We start from the raw sequence: 21,727 nt of genomic DNA on the forward strand, positions 1-21,727 counted from the left end.
TAAAATTGGCTATTCACGAGCCTGTTTACAGTGTAACCAAGATTTTTAAATGTATTCCCTCTTTAAAAACCTTATTCAAACAGTGGTATTTAAAGAGGGAGTGGAGTAATGAAAAAGAATACTTTCCCTTTATACATGAAATGATTTTTTAATTCTCAATAATATATGAGTGTTAAGACAAAAATGTGTAATTAAAAGAGCAGCTAGCAAAAGCTAACTGCTGGGGTCAGGGAACTACTGCTGATAGAGGTTCATTAATATGAGTTTTGGCTATCGCCTATGCACAGTATTGACGGAATATCGAGTTTTATTCAAGGGGGAGAGGGAAAAAATAATTTTAACTTGATACAACTTGATCTTGATCAGCAACATCAGAATCAAATGTATTCGTTGCACTAACACCGTTAAAGGTATTAACAACAAAAGAAACATTTGATGCCCCTGAACCATTATAAGATTTTGTATTCTCTTTTGGAGATACGTTATAAAAATCCCCTAAATTGAAAGCACCATTACTGTTTTGAACGACAAGATTTCCAACGACAGAAGGCATAGTACACACCTGCTTTCCTAGAACGTATTTAAATTAGTATATGGTGTATTCGTCTAGAGGTTCATTAAAACCAGAAAAATTAAAGATGAAGTTTGTTAGAAACCAAACAAAAAAATCCTTTGAAAGAAAGGAGCATCCAAAACAATGAAACCAGTAAAAGCGAAATGTGAAGCATGTGAGCACGTGTTTCGTGTCCAGATACTTACAGCACGATTATCGAACCGTGTGGACAAGTACTACTTCATTTGTCCAAGCTGTAAAACGGAATTTGTAAGTTATTTTTCGAACCGTGAAATGAGACAGCTACAGAAAGAAATTTCGAAATTATACAACGGTTTCCGTACATGTTATACGAAGGAACATGCAAAAGTGATCCAGGAGAAAATCGATAAAAAGGATTTAGAGTTTAAGTGGTTACGAGATAAATTACGAACGGAAATTGAAAATGATTTACCAAAATAAAGGGGGCTGAAGTTATATGAGTATACCTAAACAATTGATGATTGGTAGTATACCTTATGATGTGGAAGTCGTAAAAGGATGGCTTGAAGAAAGAGAAAACGGAGAAGTAAGAATTGCTGAAGTAACGTATCACGAACAACAAATCAAGATTTCGGACAATGTAGCGAAGCATGAAGGGCAAATGAAAAACGTACTTCATGAGGCTATTCACGCAATGCTTTATGAATACGGACTCGATCGTTTAAATAAAGAAGCAAACGTAAACGCATTAACTACAGTCTTTTTCGACTTTATTAAAAATAACATTCGTGGTGGTATCTCCAGTTTTGTAGGGTATCAGTATTTATTACTTAAACGTCCCGAAAAAACAAATGTAGAATTTTATGACTCTGATGCGGAGCCTGCCAATCTAAGATTAAAAAAAGAAACAGATGAACTTTCATTTATCAATACAGCAGCGGAACTTGTAGAAACTATTAATCTACACCCACCAGAAGTGGATGTCTCAGCATTAGGAACTGCGATGGCAAAAACGGAAGTTCATAAGGCTGTAGATTTAGGTGTTGCGCATGAACAGATTCAGGAATCGGCTGTTAAGATGACCACGGATAAGCAAACTCGTAAACTACCAATAGTAGAAGTGAATCGTAGCTCGTTTCCTATGGAAGAGATAGCAAAGATCACGAAAAAAGAAGAAGCCGATCCGATTCATTGGAAAACAGGTATTAAATATGACAAAGAAGGAAATCCGAGATATCGTACACGCTATGAGTGCTGCATGTGCGGAAATCGTGGGAATCAATACGAGTACAAGGAGAACAAATTCACGAAATGTCATAAATGTAATGCGAAACTCAAGATAGTACAGGCAACGAAAAACGGATTCCCTGAACGCGATGCATTTGGTAATTTTTACGTAGCTAATGATGAATACAGTATTATTTTGGATGGTGAGTAAAGATGAAGAATATACCTACAAAAAACATAAGTGAAGAGCTGGAAACACGTGCAGGTGTCACAACGGTGCAAGTAAGTCCACATGAAAAGATTGAAGTAGCCGGTATTACGGTTGAGGGCCCGGCTGTGATTCTTATTAATAAAGACTAGGGGTGATTGGATGAAAATTATATATGATTATCCGATTTGGACAACGTAGTCTATCTGTGTAATATTCTTTGGTTTAGCTAGCGTTATAGAAACGATTAAGAAGTAAGGAAAAGGAGATGGAAGATATGAGAGCGGTAATTAAAACAGTTGACGGTTCTGTACACACTGTAGAGGAAGCCGATTTTATTTTTGAAGGATACAAAAAGCTAGAAGGGGAGTTATTTGCGGAAGGAAATGCGATAGATACTTACGATGATAACGGTCGTATTACGGGAATTGTGAATATGCAGCATGTTTCTGCGATCAAGTTCGAATATGAGAAAGATAAGGGAGCTGAAGGGAAATGAAATCAACAGGTATTATTCGTAACATTGATTCACTAGGGCGTATTGTGGTTCCAATGGAATTACGCCGTACATTAGGTATCCAGGTAAAGGACCCTATGGAGTTTTTCGTAGATGGTGAATCTATTATTCTACAAAAATATAATCCTAATAACTCTTGCCAAATTACAGGCGAGGTTTCAGAAGAAAATATTGAACTAGCTGGCGGTAAACTCGTGTTAAGTCCTGAAGGGGTTGATCAGGTATTAGCGGAACTCGAAGCATATTTGAAGGGGTGATAAGATGAGCGAACCTAATAAACAATATACAAATATCGAGCTGGAAATGATTTTGGATAACTTTGTAAAGGCGTTACCGATGCAAATGCGTATGCAGCGTGAGATGTCTAAAGTATATAAGGTGCGTTTTGATGCACTTGTTTCGGAAGGTTTTACGGAGCAACAAGCACTGGAAATCGTAAAATCACGTGGTATAGAGTGAAAGGTTCGGAAGCCATCTTACGAGCGATGCACCAGGCAGGAGGAGAAATCCCAGCTACGCAGTTTGATACGTGGCTGGGACAACTCTCTCAGTTAGGTCTACTGGAGCAAGTCACAAAAGATGATAAGCATGTTTACTATTACCGACTTACGGATAACGCAAGGCAGTTTTTAGCGAAGAAGGGTGTAAAGAAAACTATTGTTTACTAAAGTACCTGACAGTAGAAACGATTTGACTAAAGGATTCACGCATTTCTTGTACACTTTTGTACCGTTCTTCAATATTGCGATTAATTCCTTTAGCAACAAAGCCTTGGAAATGTGTGTTTGGGTAAGTACTTATTTGCATTTTTGCAGTAATAATAAAATAAATCAGCCTGGTTAAAGCGTAAATTTCGTGGTGTTTTTTATAATTTGAAAATCCAACTTCCGCTAGTAGAGGGTCATTGAATACACCTTTTAGTTCTGTATATTGGTTTGTAAGTTGACTGTCTTCTAATTTTACTAAACCAAAATCGGAAACTTTAATGATTTCAGTATCCTCATAAGTTTTAACTAAAATGTTTGTTGGACTAATTTCTCTGTGCAAAATATCCTTTTCGTGAAGATATATGAAAGCTTTGAAAATTTGTTGGATTAAACTGTTTCTTTGTGAAAAAGTCATGGAATTGTTATTTTTTAGGATGTAAGAATGCAATGAGTCATTTGCATATTCCATTATATACTGACGATTCTCGTCATCAAATTTGTAAACTTCTAAAATATAAGGCGACTTTAATTTACGCATTTCCAAAAATTCAGTACGAAATCTATCATATTCGGTTTCATTTAAATTTTTACGAGCTTTTTTTACAGCAAAAAACTGGTTGTAAAATGTATCCTTATATTTATGAACTGTCGCGTAGGATCCTTCACCAATTGTCTTTAAACGGAATGGAATTGATGCGCCGGATCTAGTAACGGATATACCGGTTTGCAATTCGAATATTGGACCCATTTCTATTATGTTTACAGACTCAAAATCTGCAGGGATGTGGCTACCACCACTGGGTTTAAGAAATTCTTGGCATTCATTAATTGTGCGTTTGTAATAAGTGCATAGATTAAATGCTACTTCGGTAGTAGACAAATCTACTTGAAACTTGTTAATCGCATTGATATACCCAATAAGATTTCTACTTTCTTGGGCCGTATAATGTCCAGTCGATAACCTGACATTCAAATGGCTGAATAGTTGATTTAATTCAGAATGAAAAAAAGAAAAAATCTCCTTTAACGGGGATGGAACGTTACCGTAAAAACCTGTATATCGATTAAAGGTATCTTTCCCGTGTAAATAAACTATACTGTTTAACTTGTTATTTAAGAAAACCGAAACATGCTCTGTGATTTTGACCATAATTATTGCTCCTTAAAATGTAAAATATATACCAGTATTTTAATAATACCAGAAAATTATAAGGGCTAGTCATTATTTGGTTTGAATAATTGGATAATTTGTTTTTAGGAGGGACGTAAATGGATTATATAAAGCGTATCACGGAATTAGCCCCACAAGTACCGGCGATCGTTTTAGAAGATGTAACGAACCGGATTAAGGATTGGGTTGTAAGTGGTGGGAAAGAGGATGACCCGTATATTGAACAACAACTGAAATTCGTGGAACGTGTGGCCGCAAGGAGTAAGGAACATGACATCTGAGGAAATAAGGAATTTAGAAATCGATGGTGTAGAGGTTCCGTTTTACAATGGGTATGTGACGGTACAAGAAGGAGTTGTTACGAGTAAGCTCACCTGGAGTCTCCATGTTGTGGATTATGGGGTAAGTGAATTTGTAGCCACGAACCAGTTACGTGATGTGAATATCGAGACAGAGCAGGGCAATGTATATGCCGGAGAAGGATTGATTACGAAAGTGACTGAGGAACAGTTTCTCTTAGCTGGAAAGTCGGTGCTACGTGGGTATGAGACAACAGCGACGTGGCACGTGTTTCGAATGCTAGATAAATTCAAAAAAAGATAATATTCGGTGGGCTCTAGTATCATAATTAAGCCTCTTTTAATAAGCGTTAAGCACTTTGATAGTGATAATTAATATCATGAAAATTGTAAATAAATTTTAGGAGTGGATAATTATGTATAATAATTACTGGAATCCAAATCAAGATGTGATGTATCCGAATGCTGTTCCCAATGTAGGTCCTAATAACCCTTATTATCATGCAGGTAGAAATAATATATTTGATTCAAGTAATTTCAATGATATTGGTTTTAATAATAATCAAATTCAACATCAAACATACCCCACTAATAATGAACTGAAAAGTGAATATAGAATTGATTTAGAATTACCTCAATCAGGTATGGGATTTCAAGGTGATGATTTGGGGAACGGTTTTTACCGATTTGCATGGGAAAATAGAAGTATAGGAGCACGCCAAATATTGCCTGTGTCTATTCACGCTGGACCATTGAAAGTTATAAGTGCAGGATATGGAATACAGAATTCAGGTAATGCTATTTTAGTTGAGAGTTATCCTAAAGATCAAAATAATTGGTACATGACTGTGCAAAATCTAGTAGATGCTCCAAGGAAAATAGCATTTTATTTAATAGCTAAGCAATAACCTTCAATCAAGTAAAAAAATGCTATGGCTATATAGGATATTGTTACTGAATGTTTCATACTAAAGACAATGTAATTACTAGCTAACTACTGAGAAAAGAAGGAATTGACTAGCGAGAACAGTGTAATTAAAGTGACGTGGCACGTGTTTCGAGATTCGGAGATTCACAGCTGTTAACACGAGAATAAAAATATATAAAAGAAAAGTTTTTAAGAGGGGGTCTAATACACTACAGTACTTAAAAAAGAAAAACAAAATAAAAAAGAACCCCCCCTTAAAAAAATATACCTTATATATATAATATAAATATAAAACTAATAATTATATATTATATATATAGTATTATTTATTAATAGTTATATAGTATGTAATACTATTAATGGTTTAAGGTTTTCGTTTTAGGGGTTTGATTTTCTGAGTCAGGAGGTTCGGAGATGACCAGAATTGATGGTTATGTTTCAAAGAAGACAATACGACTATGGCTGGAGAATTACGAATCACTGGCTGTAGGTGATCGGTTCCCTGATGCACCACCTAGCTTTACTGGACCTGGTGCACAGGACGGGAAAAGCGATGGACGATTGAATAAGATTGTGCTGGATCAAGCGATTAAACAATTACCGAAGAACATGCAGTATATCGTATTGGCGCGGTATGTGGCGAAGATTCCGAGGAAGAATACACTGCGTACGATGAACATAACAGAGACTGTATACTATACACGCTGTAAACAAGCCGTGGACATATTACACATGACCATTAACGGTGATATGGTTGGTATGAAGAAACTGATAAAAAAGTTGTACGGAGCTTGACAAGAGGTACCTGCTGTAGGTACAATTTATGTTAGGATGGTGAATTTGTGTCCTACTCCAGTACTAAATAATACGCATAGCCATGAGGCCCGTGATGAGGGTATCATGGCTATTTTTATGTCCGTTGGATTTGGTTCATTGTGTTACATATAGTAAGTAGGAAATAGGAGAAGCTGTATAACATACTATGAACTGTAGGCAACGCGAAAGAGAAACCTTAGGGTAATTTCACCAGTCGCTCTCTCCTGAAGAAGAAGGCACTTCGAAACTCAGGGGGTCTTGATCCAATGTCTAGGTAGTTAATAAGGTGAAGTTTATGCATTAATTAGGCCGACAGAGGTTGTATGTGTGACTTATAAACGTTGATATAACAACGATGTATAATAAATGTATATTGGTTACGTAGTGAAAAAAGAAAGAATCATTGATACCAATGGATTAATCTTAAATGTAGTTTACATAACCAATGTTATAGGCAGTCATTTTTAATACAATATTCATCGTTATTCAAAATAGGTATTTTAGATTATTAAACATTTGGTTTTGTTTTAATCCCCCGGGGGAGGTCAAATCTGGTGAGGGGCTGGCAGACGCTCGTAACGTTCCGCCAGAATTTTTAAACTCAGGGGGCTATACAAGAGATACGTAAAAAGCTCACATTCATATCGTGAAAATGAGGTATTGGATTGATTTTCCTAGCGAATGATAACTATGTAGGAGTGATGAAATGAAATATTTACAGGTTATTATTTTGCTGAGCATATTAGGGATTTCTATGTATTCTCAAGAATCATTTGCTTTAACACACGAAGATGTACCATTTTTAATTAACAATGGTACATGTCCTAAGCCACAAGGGGTAGGAGGACATGTAAGCTCCGATGAGGGCTTAATTGAAGCACTGAATACAATTATTCCACAAGTCTATAAGGGTGAGAATTATAAAGGTTGGAAGATAGAAACAATAGCATATCTTCCAAAGGGACCACATCCCGAATCTTATTATGCGATGGCTAAACATTACTGTGGAGAGAAAGTAGCAAAGAACTCCTGGTTCGTAGAAGTATTATTTCCGCAGTATTTACCAGCGTATGATGCATCACATAGACAAATTTTTGTAACTAAAAATAAACAAGGTCAGTGGTTTGCTTGGTTTAGATTTCATTAGTACTTTAATTAAAGAACAGCAAGATATAAATATATGAGTGTATACAAATCATACGAATTTCAAGGCAATCGATACTAAATCGGTTGCCTTTTTCCATTTCACGAAGAAAGGGGAGCGAGAGAATGGCTAAGTTAGACGAATTAAAGCAGAAACTCACCGCTAAACAAATCCAAGCGGCGTATTTGTTAGTAGAAAACGAGTTGATGGAATCGAACAACGAGGAAAAAAGGACGCAAGATGAGATGGCGAACGAACTTGGTATCAATCGAACGACACTTTGGGAGTGGCGAACTAAGAATCAGGACTTTATCGCCTTCAAGAGCGAAGTAGCTGACAGTTTCCTTGCAGAGAAGCGTGAGCAGGTGTACAGCAAGTTAATGCAGTTAATCTTGGGACCGCAACCGAGTGTAAAAGCTATGCAGTTGTATATGCAGCGATTCGGTTTACTGACTGATAAGAAAGTAATTGAGGGTGATCTAGGAAATGCGACTCGTACAAATGCAGAAATCGAAGAACAGCTTCAGAAATTAAAAAAATTGACAGGCGAGTAAAAGGAGGGCGGGCTACATGGCATATATAGACGGTAAATGGTTAGCCCGTCAAGAACGTCAGGAGCGTATTAATCTTGTAGCAGAAAGAGCAAAGAAATTACAGGAGTTGTACGAATCTGGCGAGGCTACAGAATATTATATGGATACACTTCTTGCTGACATTGATGAGCTAGAAAAGTTAAAAAGGGTACATCGTGGAGAACATGACATGTTGTACTTCATGTATGAGTATTTCTCGGAAGAAGGAAATCCCGGAAATCCTGATAACTTAATCCCAGCTGGAGTAACGATGGATGATGCGGCTGAATTTCACGAAACCTTATGTGGCTTGTTAGATGACATCACAACAGGTAGGGCGAAAAAGAAAAAAGTAGCATGGAGTGTAGGACGTGGTCACGCGAAAACTGCTTATCTGAGTAACGGTTATTTGTGTCATCAAGTCGTGTATCGATTAAAGCAGTATATTGTTTTGATTTCTGAAACATCTGATGTAGCTGGTGACTTTATATCTTGGGCACGTGATCAGTTAAAGTACAACGAAAAACTACGTGGGGATTTTGGTATTCTATTGCATGAGCAAAAGAGCCGAAATGAAGTAGATAACGATAAAGAGTTTGTGACTTTAACAAACACGAAAGTCGAAGCAAAAGGTATAGGGACACAAGTACGTGGATTACGCCACGGTTCTAAAAGGGTTCAGCTCTATATTTTGGATGACTTGGAGAGTAAAGAAAATACCGCGACGGTTGATTTAATTGCGAAAAATAAGCGTTGGTTCAAGGAAGAATTGCTTCCAGGTTTGAGTCGTCAAGAAGGTGCTTGTATTTATATGGGTACCATCGTTTGCTACGACAGTTTATTGCATCACGTGATTAAAAACCGTCGTGATTTCGTCTCAAGGTCATTCCCGGCAATTCTGAAATGGTCAGAGCGCGAAGACTTATGGCAAGAATGGCGTGAGATTCGTCAGGTAGATGATCCAGACTCAGCAGATCGTGCTCGGCAATTTTATGAGCAGAACAAAGAAGAAATGCTCCGTGGTACAAAAACGTTATGGCCATCACATTTCCCATACATCGATCTGATGGAAATTAGGGAAGATGACGGTACCAAAGCGTTTAACCAGGAGTATTTATGTAACCCGACAGACGAGGAAAGACAGATATTTAAACCTAAATATTTCACGTACTGTACTGAAGAAGATTTGAAAGATAAAAACCTTTTATATTATGGTGCTGTCGATTTCGCAATGGGGAAAGAAAAAGGTGACTACAGCGTAGTAGTTACACTTGCCAAAAACGTGGAAACAGGCACGTGCTACATTATCGATATTTTTATGGAGCGTGTGCATCCAAATACGTTGTTAGAAAAGGCTGTAGAATACACGCTGGCATATCAATATGAATCAATCGCAGTAGAGGCACAACAAGCACAGGAGTGGTTTGCTGAGAAAGTTGGGGAAGCGTTGCAGAAGAAAGGATATCCGTCATCGACTCGTTTAAAACAAATTAAGCAGCGTACACGAAAAGCACTACGTATTGAGTCGTTATTACCAGATATACAGAGCGGTAAATTGCGTTTTATGAAACATTTACGTGCTTTATTGGAGCAATTTGAAATGTATCCGATGCATCCGCATGATGACGGTCCGGATGCAGTTCAAATGGCTTTTTCTATTGCATATAAACGTGCAAGACGTAAAGCGGGAACTACAGGAAATTCAAGATATTGAGAAAGGAGGGGCTTGAATGAGAGTACAGGGTGATCGTAATTTTATGAATCCGGTGGAAATTGTAATGCCAGTTCGTACCGCGCTTGGTGATTCTGAGTGGGCACGAATGATGGCCGAGGTTCGTTTGTATGAGCGTTATGAAGGAGACTTAAACGTATGGTCTGATTATAAAAAACCAGATAATCTCGACTACGAACCTACGAAAATACAACTTGATTATCCTCAAAAAATTGTAAACATGATTGCAGCGTGGCAATTTGAAAAAGAACCGAAAGTCACAGTTCCTCCGGATGTGATAGACGATCCAGCTCTTATGATTCAATCAGGATATGAGCCTAGTGAAGAGCAACAACGCGAAAACAGTAGAGCGAAGGCAAAGGAACGGTTATTAACATGGGTTTGGGATGACAACCGAATGCATGAGAAGTTATTAGCAGCAGCAAAAGACAGGGCTATTTCAAAAACTGGTGTGTATGCTCGGATTCATTACGATAAACGTCGCGGTGAATTTAAGATTATTTGGCATCCATCAACAGAAGTTATTGCAAAGTATAGCGACTGGGATATAGACCAACTGGAAGAGATTCATTTTATTGCATGGCTTGATGAAGATCAAACGAAAATGTGGAAATTATCGTATTACTTAGTTTGGCATGAAGAAGCTGGTGAGTACGACTGTGAAATTGAAGAGGCTGTATACAACGGTGACTTAGAAAAACAAGAGGATAGGGTTGAGCGCTCATCAATGGGAATCGATTTTATTCCCGTTGTACCAGTGCCGACTGAAAAGCTCAGTAAGCGAACTACAGGTTATAGTGAGCTTGAAAAAACGATTAAGCTTTCTGACGAAATCGATAAAAAGATGTCTGATTACTCGGATGCGCTACGTTTTGAAATGTTCGCCATTACGTTACTAACGAATGTAGACGAGGATCCAAAGAATCCACTTCAAGTAGCACCAGGTGCGAAATGGGATTTAGGTGACGGCGCTGAAGATGCAGGTGAACCAAGCGCTAAAAAGCTGGAAAGTGGATTCCGATTTAAAGAAACCATTGAAGCGTATCTGGACCGATTGCAAAAACGCCTACATGAAAAAGCAGAAGTACCAATGGTGAATACGGCTGATATGAATACAGGTGGTATAAATGACATGGCCGTGCAGCTTTTATTCAGTAATATCATTTCAAAAACACAACGCTCATGGGTTATATGGCAATCACGCCTCCAAACCTTAAATGAGTATATTTTGCGTTATATGAAAGCAAGACAAGATGATCCAAAATTCAAATATGATAAAGCGATGTTAGCAAAAGTAGATAACTATTATGCTAGCAAGATTATTTTCGGTTTACCGTTACCACAAGATCAAAAAGCACTTATCGAACAGTTAGGAGATGAAATTTCTAACGAAATCGAATCAATTAAAGGTGCTATTACGAGAAGTGGTAAAGAAAATGCGGAACAAAAGTTTATGGAGATTATGCAAGAGCGGATGTTGAAACGACAGTCTCAGGATCCGTATAACGAAAAGTAATACTTGCCTTACGAAATGGCGCTATAAACTTTCGGAAATTATAGCCGACAGGCTCAAAATGGAGGATTTGCAAATGGAATACGCAAAACAAGCTACAGCATTAAAATTTTTTGTAGAACAAGTACAAAAAACACCTAAGTTCCCACTTCGATTAAATCTTCAGTTTTTCTCTGATGATGGCGGTTCTGGAGATGATCCGGACAAAAAACCTGGAGATACTGACGACCTGTCAAAAACTTTTACGCAAGAAGAACTAGACGAAATTGTTAAGAAGCGCTTAGAACGTGAACGTAGTAAATCCGCTGAGAAATACGGTGACTACGATAATGTAAAAGCGAAATTAGCAGAATTTGAAAAAGCTGAAGAAGAGCGTAAAAAGCAAGAAATGACAGAAATTGAACGCTTGCAGGCTGAAAAAGAAGAAGCTGACAAAAAGGCACTAGAAGCTTCCGAAGCAGCGCAAAAAGCGCAAGAGAAAGCAAATACTCGTATCCTGAATACAGAAATTAAGAGCATTGCACGTGCTTTAGATGCAAATGATCCAGGTGACGTATTGGCGCTTTTAGATAAGTCGACTATTCAACTTGATGAGAATGGTAATTATCAAGGAGTTGAAGAGGCTGTTAATGCGCTAAAGGAAAGTAAACCTTGGATGTTCAAGAAAGTTGTGGGGGCAGATGCAGCTGGTGGCGCGAATCCAGGAACAAGTCCGAGAGCGAATGAAATTCTTGCTTTAGAAAAAGAGCTGGAAGAAGCAAAAACAAAAGCGTTAAAAGATTCAAAGTATGCGGGCGAGGTAACTCGTATTTATAACAAGTTGTTAGAAGCAAAATCGAAGAAATAACGGATCGTTGATTAAAAGTCAGCGATTTTTTAATTTAAAAAATTTGAGGGGGCTACAAATATGCCAGTACCAACTACGTACGAATTTCAACAACAAGTAAGACAAATGCAAGCGAATGTGGATTTAATTCTTACAAAAGCACCTGTTCTTTTCGGATTAATTGGTGTAGGAGACGCTTTAACACAAACTAAATTTGAATGGCAGAACGACTATTTAAACTCTGATACAGGTATTGTAAAAACTGCTGCAGCTGTTGGGGATACGGACCTAGTTTTAGAAAAAGGCGAGGCTCGTAAATTCACTGAAAATGCTCTGGTACAAAACGGCTTAGAAGTGCTATGTATAGTAAGTGTCGATGAAAACGCGGATAAAATCACTGTGCAACGTGGTTACGATAGTACGAAAGCGGAGGCAATTACAGCTGGTGGTGAATTAAAAGTCATAGCAAGACCGAGACCAGAAGGTGAAGATGCTTTCCGTAAGAATGAGATCAATGACCGTTTAGTGTCACATAACTTCTCACAAATCTTTTCAAGATATGCATCTGTTTCACGTACACAACAACAAGTGAACACATACGGCGTATCAAACGAATTAGATTATCAAGTAAACCTGCGTTTACAAGAGATGATTCGGGAAGCTAACACTTCTCTAATCTATGGTCGTAGAAATGTTGGCTCTCCAACACAACCTCGTACTACAGGTGGTTTATTTGCATTTGCGGGTATTGAAGGTTCTCATAAGCAAGACTTTAAAGGGAACGAAATTGCGGCAAAACCTTTAAATGACGCTGTAGAACAAGTATTTACTCGAGGTGGTTCAGCAAATACGATTCTATGTGGACCGAATATCGCACGACAAATCACAAAACTTGGTGGCGATACAATTCGTACTACGCGTCAAGATACTGCGGCAGGTTACCAAATCTTATCATTTGTATCGGATTTACCAGGTGGAGCGATTTCTAGTGTTGTAGTTGATTTAAATATGCCTAAAGATCGTGCGTTACTTCTTGATACAGAAAAAGTAAAGGCACGTTACTTAACTCCGATTTATGATCAAGATGCTACACCAAATGGTGCTGACTACTTCTCTCGTGTAATTCGTGGGGAATTTGGTTTTGAAGTTAAGAATGCGAAAGAGTCTATCGCTGTTCTTGAAAATATCTCTAAAACAATGGCTTAAAAGGTAGCGTGTATGCTACCTTTTTTGTATTTTGAAAGGAGTTTTATGCATGTCTATTTCTGAAAATCAAGCACAACGTTTAAACAGATCGATGCCGATTGCGAAAGACACATCACTTGGCACTATTATTAAAGGTCTTGAAGAAAAAGTAGCTCTAATACCTAAAAAGGTTGATAAACAACCAGATAGTACAGCGACTGACGTAGCGGGTGTCGTAAAAGATTTAAACGCCCTTATTGCAAAGTTAAAAGCTGCAGGAATCATGATGCCTTAACAAAATACAGTGACGGGGGTGACGCCAAATGAAGGTGTCGGAAAGGCTGGGGAGTCGGTTAGCAAAAGTTCCAAAAGTAACTCCGGAGGACATCGGAAATTGGTTGTCTGAAGCCGAAACTGAGTCAGAATTAACCGAAGAGTTAAACGCAAATGCTGTTTTTTATCTTGCTCTGTCATTTGCTTATGAATCGATTGCGGCAGACGCAGCACGCTATTTTTCTTATACAGATGGTGAAGAATCGGTTGATAAATCGATGATCTTTGCAAATTATAAGAAGTTATCAGCGGACGCGCTTAAAAAGTACAGGAAGTATAGACGAGGAAAAGGTACTCACCAAACATTTGCTAAGCGGGCAGATGGGAGATGATTACATGAGCGATTCTCAACAAGAGATGGATGCAGCGCTCGATACCATTTCCGAAGAATTTAAAGAGGAGCACGAAAAACAAGTTTCTGAAACCGTAAAGGCCATTATCCTAATACGTTTGTTTTTAGTTGATTTATTGAATGACTATCAAAAGGATGGAATCGTGAAGCGTAGTAGGTTAAATGCGTTATTACGAGACCTTACTTTATACGAAAAAGAATTTCGTAAACAAGCAGAGCGATCATTCCATACATTGATTGAAAACACGTCGAAATGGACCACATTTAAATTATCAGAAGCAGGTTTGGACGTGAAATCTATAACTGCAGTAAATAAGCAAATTATTCAAGGGGTTATAAAAAGACCTGGTGAAGATGGCTTAGTTCTGTCTGATCGTGTATGGAATTTATCTGGAGATATGAGAGACCGATTAAGTAGTATCATTCGTCCATCTGTATTAAAGGGCGAGAGCATTACAATGATTTCTCAAAAGATAAAGGAAGTACACGACAATGAGAAATGGAAGGTTGAGCGTGTAGCAGTTTCTGAGAGTACTAACGCATACCGAGCAGCTACTATACATAATGGCTTAGAAAGTGAAATTGTGACAGGTTATCAAATTATTGATAATGGTCACCGTCACAGATATCATTCAAAGCACACGTGTTACAAGTTAGCGAGACGCGATGCGTACGGTTTAGGGGCTGGAAAGTATCCGAAAAATATTCCGGAAAGCCTTATGAATCAATTAATAAGCCCACATCCACAATGTTCGTCACGGCTGAACTACTTAATAAGCGAGGAGGTGTAGCAATTGCTTACTGAAGATGATATTAAAGAGATTCGAGAAAATCGTGAAATGATTGAGCAGGGACGTAGAGAACCGGTGATTTTATACATTAAAGGGGTTTCTGAAAAGGATCCAATTACAGGAGAAGAAATCCAAGGTGACCCCCGAAAAGAAACTGTTCAATTAGTTTGGAAGAAATTCACGTCAGTGGAAAAGACGAAGTTCGCTGATCTCGATGTTAAAAAAGGAGAGGCGCTTGTTACATTTCCTCTTAATGTGGACTTAGAGAACATTGAAAAAATTGAACGTAAAGGTGTTTTTTACGTTATCGAACTTATCGATGAAAGAGGGCTTGGTGGCGTAAACCGTCGTGAGGTCATTGTGAAGAGGGTGATTTGATGAGAATCAGAGTTGTTGTTAAAGGAAAATCAAATGTGTTAAAAGCACATAACCCTAATAGATACAAAACACCAATTGAGCAAACGGTAGAAAAACATACACGCTTACAAGCTAATCAAGCCTCTAATCGAGCACCGATATTATACGGTCCTTTATCTGAAAGTATTCCTGCAAGTGTAAAGATGGTAGTCGGTGCGAGAATTATTGGTACGTATGGATCTCCTCTTATTTACGCAGCGGTACAAGAATTTACGCACAAAACCAAAAAAGGCTTTATGCGTAAAACAGCATTTGAAGGTGAGCAACCATTTGTTGAGGATATAAACAAAACTGTTCAACGTGTAGCAAAGGGGCATTAATTATGTTGAATGATGTAATGTATTCATTAAAAAAGTTGCTGGATGTTTTTGCGCCTACTACATGGATATACGATGGTGTTTCTGTATCAGGAAAAGACAAACCCTTCATTACCATTGAGGATTTGTCAGGAACAATTAGCAGGTTTTCAAAGGAGAATTTCTCGCGAGATCATCTTATCCAAGTAGGTGTTTATGCGGATAAAGTTTTTGACAGGAATGATTTGCAAGATAAATTAATTAACCGATTCGAAAAGGGTTCAATTGACTTGTACAATACAAGTAAAAAGAATCCAGAAAGAATCGGTTTTTTTAATGCAAAAGTAAAGGATTTTGAACCACTGTCTCAAAAAGACGTTGAGATTTTAACAGCGAAACATTTGAGTTTTATTACTATAACAATCAGAAATTAGAGGGGGACTAAAAATGGCAGAAGTGAAAAAAAGTAATGCACCTGAGTTTAAAGGTGCTGAAACACTTTACTTGATTGACATTCCGCAACCTGATGGGAAAACTACAAAAACAGTCCGATTTTTTAACCAAACGTCAGGTTCACGGTCAATTGAGGCTGGAGAAATCGAGTTGAAAACAAAAGATAAGAGTGGATCTGATTACGGTGACGTAACACAATCCGCTAGTATTGAAGGGATTTGTACTGAAGGTGACGAGGGACTTGATTATGTAGAAGAAGCAATTCTTAATAAAGTTTTAGTAAGAATTCATGAAGTTAACCTACGTAGTGCAACCGCTTCTGAGTTTAAAGTTAAATCAGGAACATACATGTTGAATAGTTTGGAACTTTCTCATGAAAATGAGGAGTACTCAAAGTATTCTATCGGCTTAAAATTAAATGGGAAAATTTCTAAAGGGACGCTTAATAAAGTACCTAATGGCGCGCCAACTGGTGACGTAGCTACTCCTGAAGCGTAATAGTAAGTCTATTTACTATTAATTAAGAATGTTTATGGGGGGAGATCTTTGGATATATCTAAAATCGAAAAAATTGCAATCGTATCTTCAATTCTTTCAACATTCGGAGAGGATGCATTGGCTCCTCACGTTGATTTAAATCGTTTATCAGAATTATGTGAGGAATCGACTCGAAATTCAACAGCGAGACAATGTGGTGAAGCGACAGTTAGTGTTTTAAATAAGATTATTGATAGCTTGTCAGAGGAGGGTGAACAATGAAGCTAGATCAACAAGAGCAAGCGGTTATTATAGGCAATACAATTATGATGCTTGGTGGGCATGAAGAGGTAACTAATTATGTCGATCCTAAGAAGTTGGCCAAAGTAAGTGATATTCACAATGAGCTATACGATAATACAACCCCTCGTGAGCGAAGAGAAGCAATGATTAGCTTGCTTAATAAAACAATGGATGAATTTGTGGGAAATAAATAATTGTGATCTGAATAAGCGTTCATATAGACGCTTTTTTATTTTGAACAAAAAATAATTGGAGGTAATTATTATGGCTGAAAAATCATATACGCGTTTCATAATTAATGGTAAAGAACAAGAACTGAAATTCTGTTTACAAGCACTGAGGTTATTAGATGAAAACGGTGGACCGATGCAATTCGTTTCTCAAACCATGCAGGGCGGAATTACTAATTTCACGGATGTGGTTTATTACGCACTGATTCATACAAATGAGGGAATCACGTATGAAGCAGTACAGAAAGAGATTGAAAATATGTTTAATGCAGAAAAACTAGACCTTGATGAAATTCTAAAGTACAACAAAGCAGTTGTGTTAAATAGTTTTTTCTTCCAGAAGACAGTGAAGAAACTTCTAGGGACAATGACAGCGGAACAACAGAAATCGTTCGAGAACCTGTACGCATAAATATTGATGAATTGCAAGGTGAGTGTTTTCGTTTTTTTAATATGCCCACCTTGCAATCTTGGCGTATTAGTCTCAAGGAATATCATCTTATGTTGAACGGATATAAGGAACAACTACTTGATAAGTACGAGTTTGCAAGTGTACAAGCTTTGTTTAATCGAAATGCTCAAAGTGACAAAATCAAGTCATTAGCGGATATATATACACGTCCAGAAAGTGTTCGTGATATTGAAAAACAAGCATATGCACGGAAAGAAGTAGTTGAAAAAATTCAAAGGAACGAATCGTTCTTTGATCAAATAGAATCGATGATTAGAAGTCAAATAAAAGAAGAGGAAGGGTAGGTGAGGTGAATGAGCCAGAACAAGGTAGAAACTCAGGTGATTGCGGACATATCTAATTTAATAAGTAACCTTGGACAAGCTACACAAGCATGGAATACATTTTTTCAACAGATTAGTAGACCACCTCCTATCCCACCGGCTCCACAACCGCCGTCACCTCCACCATTACCACCAGCGCCACCAGCACCACCGCCTCCTGATTATTCAGGGTGGCGTGCTAGATTTCAAGAAGTAGGTAATCAAGCAATTGAAATGGGCCGACGTGTGCAGCAAACAGGGCAAACAATGCAAAATGCATTTGGTCCTGCAGCTGCAGCGTCGGCTTTTGCTTTAGGGAGTATGATTCAAAAGTCTCGAGAATTTGAATCACAAACTCGTAAAGCGGCGGTTTTAACTGCAGGTGACTACGGCCAAGTAAAGAAAGCGATTCTTGATATGGCAAAGGATTCTGTGTATTCAACAGGGCAGGTAGCAGCGGCTTTTGCTGAAATGGGTGCGAAAGGTTTTGATTCTGCTCAGGCAACGTCCGCATTACCTGGTGTGTTGAGTGCAGCGGCTGCGTCAGGCGAAGACCTGGGGATGGTTGCTGATACGATTACGTCAGCTTTAAACTCATTTGGTATGGAGGCAAATCAAAGTACACATGTTGCTGATGTTCTAGCAACAGCCGCAAACGCAACAGCTGCGGGTGTAGGGGATATGCAATACGCTTTTAAATATGCGGCAGGTCCAGCAGCTCAATTAGGCATATCGATGGAAGAACTAGCGGCTTCTGTTGGTATTATGTCAAATAGCGGTATTAAAGGGGAGACCGCTGGTACAGCATTACGTGCATCTTTACTACGTTTAGTTAAACCGCCAAAAGCAGCGGCAAATGAGTTAAAACGACTTGGCGTATCTATTACGGATCAACAAGGTAATATGAAACCATTGTCTCAAATTATTGGTGAATTAAAAACGGGAATGGAAGGTATGACAAGTGCACAAAAAGGCGCGGCGTTAGCAACGATATTTGGTACAGAAGCTGTATCAGGTATGATGGCACTTGTAGCAGCGGGGCCTGAAAAGATTGATGCTTTAACACAATCCTTAGTGAACTCGGACGGTGCTTCTAAAAAAGCAGCGGACTCCATGCTTGAAGGATGGGCCGGAGCACTGACGAAAATGGAATCCTCTCTTGATGCTGCAGCACGTGCATTTACTGATGCATTAGCTCCTGCATTAATGGCCGTAGCTGGAGTAGTTGAAACCTTGGCAAACGCGTTTATGAAATTACCAGCTCCTGTGCAGACGGTGATTGCTTCCGTAGTAGCATTTACTACGGCTTTTTTAGTTATAGCAACGGTAGCGGGTATTGTTATTAACGCAATCGGTGGTGCAATTATCACCCTCGGTCAACTTATGCTATGGATGTCGGGAACATCAAAAGCAGCGGTAATGCTTCGGGCTGCTTTATCAGCATTAAGAGCCGGATTTGCTTTATTGTTAGGACCGGTTGGTGCGGTTATTGCAATTCTAAGCTTAGTGGGGGTAGCGCTAGTTCAACTATACAAACATAATGAGACTTTTCGAAATGCCGTTAATAATGCGTGGGAATCAATAAAAAGTGGGACAGTAGCGGCAGTTGAAGCTATGAAATCTGCTATTGATTCTTTAGGTTCTTATCTTGGGACAATACCGGAAAAATTTTCAGCAATGGGTACAGCAATCGGCGCAGCATTAGAGGCAGGGTTAATTAAAGCGGGGCAAGTGTTTTCTGGTTTTGCAACAGCTGTAGAGATTTCGCTAGCTGTAATAAAATCGAAATTTAGTGAATTTGGTCAGGGGATAAGTGGTGCGTTTAGTTCAGCAATATCAGGACTTAGTTCAGCATTTGCTGGAATTGGATCAGCTCTTTCTCCAGTAATTAACTTTATAAAAATGTCTTTCTCTTCAATTGGAAATACGATAGCTACTTTAACACCATTAATTGTACGTTTAGGTTTATCATTTTTAGGTGTTTCAGGCCCTGTAGGATGGGTAATCGCTATTGTAGCTTCTTTAGGTGCTACGATATTTAAGTTGATAAATACAAATGATCAAGTGAAGTCTGCTTTTATGTCGGCTTGGCAGTCTATACAATCGATTTTTAGTTCTGTGATGTCTGCGATTTTGCCGGTTGTTCAGTCAATAGCTCAAGGGATTACACAAGCATTTGCACCACTTGCTCCTGAATTTGCGAAAACAGGACAAGTTATAGCAGAAAGCTTCGCTACACTTGGACCTGCTCTTTCTGAGCTAGGCGCGGCCTTTGGTGAGTTAGGTTCTACAATAGCTAGTTTGTTTAGTGAAGTAGTACAAGCAGTAGTACCGATAGCACTCGATTTATTCCGTTTGTTCGGAGAAACAATACAAGCTGTAGTACCTTTAGCATCTGATTTATTCAAACTTTTCGGTCAAGTGGTACAAGAAGTGATGCCTATGATTACTGAATTAATTCAGATGTTTGCTGATACGACAATAGAAATTATGCCAGTGATAACGGAGGCTATACAACAAGTAGCTCAAATTTTTACTGAGCTAGCATCTACAGTTTTACCGATATTCGCTCAAGCTTTTCAAACGGCATTCCCTATTATATTACAAGTAATACAGACGGTGTTTAGTATAGCAGGAATGCTGATTCAAGGATTTGGAGAGGTCCTATCGATCATAGCGACATCAGTAATTCCGATTATTCTCCAGGCGGTACAAGCGGTCTTCCCAGTAATAGCTGGGATTATTGCTGCTGCGATTTCCGTTGCGATTCCGATTATTCAATTATTAGGTCAGGTAATCTCTATCATAGCGACTACGGTTATTCCTTTAATTTTGCAAATAGTCCAGGCGGTTTTCCCGGTGATAGTTTCGATAATTCAAGCGGCGATTCCCGTAGCGACTGCGATACTTGAAGGTCTAGCGACAATAATAAAAGGCGTAGTGATCCCGGCGATTCAATTTATTTTGTCGATTGTCCAGGCAGTTTTTCCAGCTATTATGGGTGTAATAACCTCTGCTATTGGGATAATCACTAACATAATAAAGCTTTTCACTTCAGTTTTAAAAGGAGATTGGAGTGGAGCGTGGAACGCGGTGAAAGGCATTACGTCGAGTGTAATGTCATTAATCGGAAATATCATCCAAGGGGCGATAAATTTAATTTCCGCGGTCGTGACTGGTGGGCTAAATTTAGTGAAATCTATTTTTTCTAGTGTTCTATCAGCGATAGGTTCTCTAGTAAGCTCAATTTTCTCGGGGATAGGCTCGGTTATTTCATCTGTTATGAATGCAGCAGGTAGCATCATTTCCTCAATTTGGAATGCGGCTAAGTCAGCGACATCTAACATCCTAAATTCTATCTATAACACAGTGACTCAAATTTTTGGCAATGTAAAGTCATTCCTAAGCGGAATTGATTTAGGAAGCATAGGAAAAAATATGATGCAGGGGCTTTTAAATGGTATAAGCTCTATGGCTGGGGCTATTTGGGACAAAATTACGGACATCGGAAATGGAATTAAAGATAAAATTTCAGGACTTTTATCGATTCACTCACCAAGTCGTTGGTTCAGGGATTTCATTGGTGTCAATATGATGAAAGGGTGGATTAATGGTATTGATGCAATGAAAGGCGCTGTACAAAGAACAACCGAACAAATGACTGAATGGATGAAACCGGAAGCTCTACAAGTAGAGACTGTATACGGAATGCCAAGAGGACTTGGTGCGTACCAGACAGCTAAACCACAAGCGAGCTCAGGTAATACGGATTCCGGAACTGCTTCAAATTCTACAGCTAGTGAAAGACAACCCGCGTATATTAATATACAACTTGGTAGACAAGAGTTTAATAGGTTCGTTGATGATATTACTGGAGAGCAAGAAGCTGTGAAAAAACGGAAAGATGTATTTTAAAGGAGG

General features: G+C 38.5%; 31 protein-coding genes. 29 read left to right on the forward strand and 2 right to left on the reverse strand.

Features of this window, described 5'->3' with window-relative positions; genetic code table 11:
* Positions 1-337: 337 nt before the first annotated feature.
* Complete coding sequence (gene gerPF / locus D1166_RS24615) at positions 338-553, reverse strand: spore germination protein GerPF (RefSeq protein WP_061884034.1); 216 nt, start codon at positions 551-553, stop codon at positions 338-340.
* Positions 554-697: 144 nt separating this feature from the next.
* Between gerPF and D1166_RS24620 the strand changes: the two genes are divergently transcribed.
* The 7 genes from D1166_RS24620 to D1166_RS24650 all read left to right on the forward strand — a co-directional run bounded on the left by D1166_RS24620 (position 698) and on the right by D1166_RS24650 (position 3,155).
* Complete coding sequence (locus D1166_RS24620) at positions 698-1,015, forward strand: transglycosylase (RefSeq protein ID WP_098943292.1); 318 nt, start codon at positions 698-700, stop codon at positions 1,013-1,015.
* A gap of 16 nt (positions 1,016-1,031) precedes the next feature.
* Positions 1,032-1,973: a hypothetical protein gene (locus D1166_RS24625; protein WP_098943290.1), complete on the forward strand. Its 942-nt coding sequence runs from the start codon at positions 1,032-1,034 to the stop codon at positions 1,971-1,973.
* A 2-nt stretch (positions 1,974-1,975) separates the two neighbouring features.
* On the forward strand, positions 1,976-2,122 hold the full coding sequence (locus D1166_RS24630) for a BC1881 family protein (RefSeq protein ID WP_079245409.1): 147 nt from the start codon (positions 1,976-1,978) through the stop codon (positions 2,120-2,122).
* Between the two features lie 125 nt (positions 2,123-2,247).
* A complete protein-coding gene (locus D1166_RS24635) occupies positions 2,248-2,469 on the forward strand; it encodes a hypothetical protein (protein WP_078993300.1) in 222 nt (73 codons plus the stop codon).
* Positions 2,466-2,744 carry an AbrB/MazE/SpoVT family DNA-binding domain-containing protein gene (locus tag D1166_RS24640; RefSeq protein ID WP_118043447.1) on the forward strand — a complete coding sequence of 93 codons (279 nt, stop codon included), beginning with the start codon at positions 2,466-2,468 and terminating at the stop codon, positions 2,742-2,744. Before D1166_RS24635 ends, D1166_RS24640 begins: the two co-directional genes overlap by 4 nt.
* A gap of 4 nt (positions 2,745-2,748) precedes the next feature.
* Positions 2,749-2,946 (forward strand): hypothetical protein, encoded by a 198-nt coding sequence (locus D1166_RS24645; RefSeq protein ID WP_118043448.1) that lies wholly within the window; start codon positions 2,749-2,751, stop codon positions 2,944-2,946.
* A gap of 26 nt (positions 2,947-2,972) precedes the next feature.
* The gene (locus tag D1166_RS24650) at positions 2,973-3,155 is read left to right on the forward strand and encodes a hypothetical protein (protein WP_165851673.1); all 183 of its coding nucleotides are present in this window, start codon (positions 2,973-2,975) and stop codon (positions 3,153-3,155) included.
* Here D1166_RS24650 and D1166_RS24655 read toward each other — a convergent pair.
* Positions 3,142-4,344 (reverse strand): protein kinase family protein, encoded by a 1,203-nt coding sequence (locus tag D1166_RS24655; protein ID WP_118043450.1) that lies wholly within the window; start codon positions 4,342-4,344, stop codon positions 3,142-3,144. The genes D1166_RS24650 and D1166_RS24655 overlap by 14 nt on opposite strands.
* 119 nt (positions 4,345-4,463) lie before the next feature.
* Here D1166_RS24655 and D1166_RS24660 point away from each other — a divergent pair, with 119 nt between their 5' ends.
* The 22 genes from D1166_RS24660 to D1166_RS24765 all read left to right on the forward strand — a co-directional run bounded on the left by D1166_RS24660 (position 4,464) and on the right by D1166_RS24765 (position 21,721).
* Entirely contained in the window at positions 4,464-4,646 is a 183-nt protein-coding gene (locus tag D1166_RS24660; RefSeq protein ID WP_118043451.1) for a DUF6877 family protein, read from the forward strand.
* A complete protein-coding gene (locus tag D1166_RS24665) occupies positions 4,636-4,968 on the forward strand; it encodes a hypothetical protein (protein WP_118043452.1) in 333 nt (110 codons plus the stop codon). The genes D1166_RS24660 and D1166_RS24665 overlap by 11 nt, the downstream gene beginning before the upstream one ends.
* A gap of 112 nt (positions 4,969-5,080) precedes the next feature.
* Positions 5,081-5,572 (forward strand): hypothetical protein, encoded by a 492-nt coding sequence (locus tag D1166_RS24670; RefSeq protein WP_118043453.1) that lies wholly within the window; start codon positions 5,081-5,083, stop codon positions 5,570-5,572.
* 434 nt (positions 5,573-6,006) lie between these two features.
* Complete coding sequence (locus D1166_RS24675; protein ID WP_118043454.1) at positions 6,007-6,387, forward strand: hypothetical protein; 381 nt, start codon at positions 6,007-6,009, stop codon at positions 6,385-6,387.
* Between the two features lie 727 nt (positions 6,388-7,114).
* Positions 7,115-7,555, forward strand: a complete 441-nt coding sequence (locus D1166_RS24680; protein WP_118043455.1) for a hypothetical protein — start codon at positions 7,115-7,117, stop codon at positions 7,553-7,555.
* A gap of 122 nt (positions 7,556-7,677) precedes the next feature.
* Positions 7,678-8,106, forward strand: a complete 429-nt coding sequence (locus tag D1166_RS24685) for a phBC6A51 family helix-turn-helix protein (protein ID WP_001086032.1) — start codon at positions 7,678-7,680, stop codon at positions 8,104-8,106.
* 16 nt (positions 8,107-8,122) lie between these two features.
* The gene (gene terL / locus D1166_RS24690) at positions 8,123-9,838 is read left to right on the forward strand and encodes a phage terminase large subunit (protein WP_118043456.1); all 1,716 of its coding nucleotides are present in this window, start codon (positions 8,123-8,125) and stop codon (positions 9,836-9,838) included.
* Positions 9,839-9,854: 16 nt separating this feature from the next.
* A complete protein-coding gene (locus D1166_RS24695) occupies positions 9,855-11,372 on the forward strand; it encodes a phage portal protein (protein WP_118043457.1) in 1,518 nt (505 codons plus the stop codon).
* 73 nt (positions 11,373-11,445) lie between these two features.
* Entirely contained in the window at positions 11,446-12,216 is a 771-nt protein-coding gene (locus D1166_RS24700; protein WP_255422596.1) for a phage scaffolding protein, read from the forward strand.
* Between the two features lie 60 nt (positions 12,217-12,276).
* On the forward strand, positions 12,277-13,401 hold the full coding sequence (locus D1166_RS24705; RefSeq protein ID WP_118043459.1) for an SU10 major capsid protein: 1,125 nt from the start codon (positions 12,277-12,279) through the stop codon (positions 13,399-13,401).
* 49 nt (positions 13,402-13,450) lie between these two features.
* Positions 13,451-13,675 (forward strand): head fiber protein, encoded by a 225-nt coding sequence (locus D1166_RS24710; RefSeq protein ID WP_118043460.1) that lies wholly within the window; start codon positions 13,451-13,453, stop codon positions 13,673-13,675.
* Positions 13,676-13,703: 28 nt separating this feature from the next.
* Positions 13,704-14,045, forward strand: coding sequence for a hypothetical protein (locus tag D1166_RS24715; protein ID WP_118043461.1), 342 nt, complete (start codon positions 13,704-13,706; stop codon positions 14,043-14,045).
* Positions 14,046-14,049: 4 nt separating this feature from the next.
* The gene (locus D1166_RS24720) at positions 14,050-14,856 is read left to right on the forward strand and encodes a hypothetical protein (protein ID WP_118043462.1); all 807 of its coding nucleotides are present in this window, start codon (positions 14,050-14,052) and stop codon (positions 14,854-14,856) included.
* A gap of 3 nt (positions 14,857-14,859) precedes the next feature.
* Positions 14,860-15,234 (forward strand): hypothetical protein, encoded by a 375-nt coding sequence (locus D1166_RS24725; protein WP_000954645.1) that lies wholly within the window; start codon positions 14,860-14,862, stop codon positions 15,232-15,234.
* Positions 15,234-15,593, forward strand: coding sequence for a hypothetical protein (locus D1166_RS24730; RefSeq protein WP_001222698.1), 360 nt, complete (start codon positions 15,234-15,236; stop codon positions 15,591-15,593). The genes D1166_RS24725 and D1166_RS24730 overlap by 1 nt, the downstream gene beginning before the upstream one ends.
* A 2-nt stretch (positions 15,594-15,595) precedes the next feature.
* Complete coding sequence (locus tag D1166_RS24735) at positions 15,596-16,003, forward strand: hypothetical protein (protein ID WP_118043463.1); 408 nt, start codon at positions 15,596-15,598, stop codon at positions 16,001-16,003.
* 13 nt (positions 16,004-16,016) lie between these two features.
* Positions 16,017-16,520, forward strand: a complete 504-nt coding sequence (locus D1166_RS24740) for a phage major tail protein, TP901-1 family (RefSeq protein WP_000852563.1) — start codon at positions 16,017-16,019, stop codon at positions 16,518-16,520.
* Between the two features lie 48 nt (positions 16,521-16,568).
* Positions 16,569-16,781: a hypothetical protein gene (locus D1166_RS24745; RefSeq protein WP_098902258.1), complete on the forward strand. Its 213-nt coding sequence runs from the start codon at positions 16,569-16,571 to the stop codon at positions 16,779-16,781.
* Complete coding sequence (locus D1166_RS24750; protein ID WP_097855792.1) at positions 16,778-16,996, forward strand: hypothetical protein; 219 nt, start codon at positions 16,778-16,780, stop codon at positions 16,994-16,996. The genes D1166_RS24745 and D1166_RS24750 overlap by 4 nt, the downstream gene beginning before the upstream one ends.
* A gap of 70 nt (positions 16,997-17,066) precedes the next feature.
* Complete coding sequence (locus tag D1166_RS24755; RefSeq protein ID WP_097855793.1) at positions 17,067-17,444, forward strand: tail assembly chaperone; 378 nt, start codon at positions 17,067-17,069, stop codon at positions 17,442-17,444.
* Positions 17,445-17,533: 89 nt separating this feature from the next.
* Positions 17,534-17,788, forward strand: a complete 255-nt coding sequence (locus D1166_RS24760; protein ID WP_118043464.1) for a hypothetical protein — start codon at positions 17,534-17,536, stop codon at positions 17,786-17,788.
* Positions 17,789-17,824: 36 nt separating this feature from the next.
* On the forward strand, positions 17,825-21,721 hold the full coding sequence (locus D1166_RS24765) for a phage tail tape measure protein (protein WP_118043475.1): 3,897 nt from the start codon (positions 17,825-17,827) through the stop codon (positions 21,719-21,721).
* Positions 21,722-21,727 lie beyond the last annotated feature (6 nt).

Origin of the sequence: Bacillus sp. ISO11 (assembly GCF_003458115.1) — a bacterium.
Taxonomy (GTDB): Bacteria; Bacillota; Bacilli; order Bacillales; family Bacillaceae_G; genus Bacillus_A; species Bacillus_A cereus.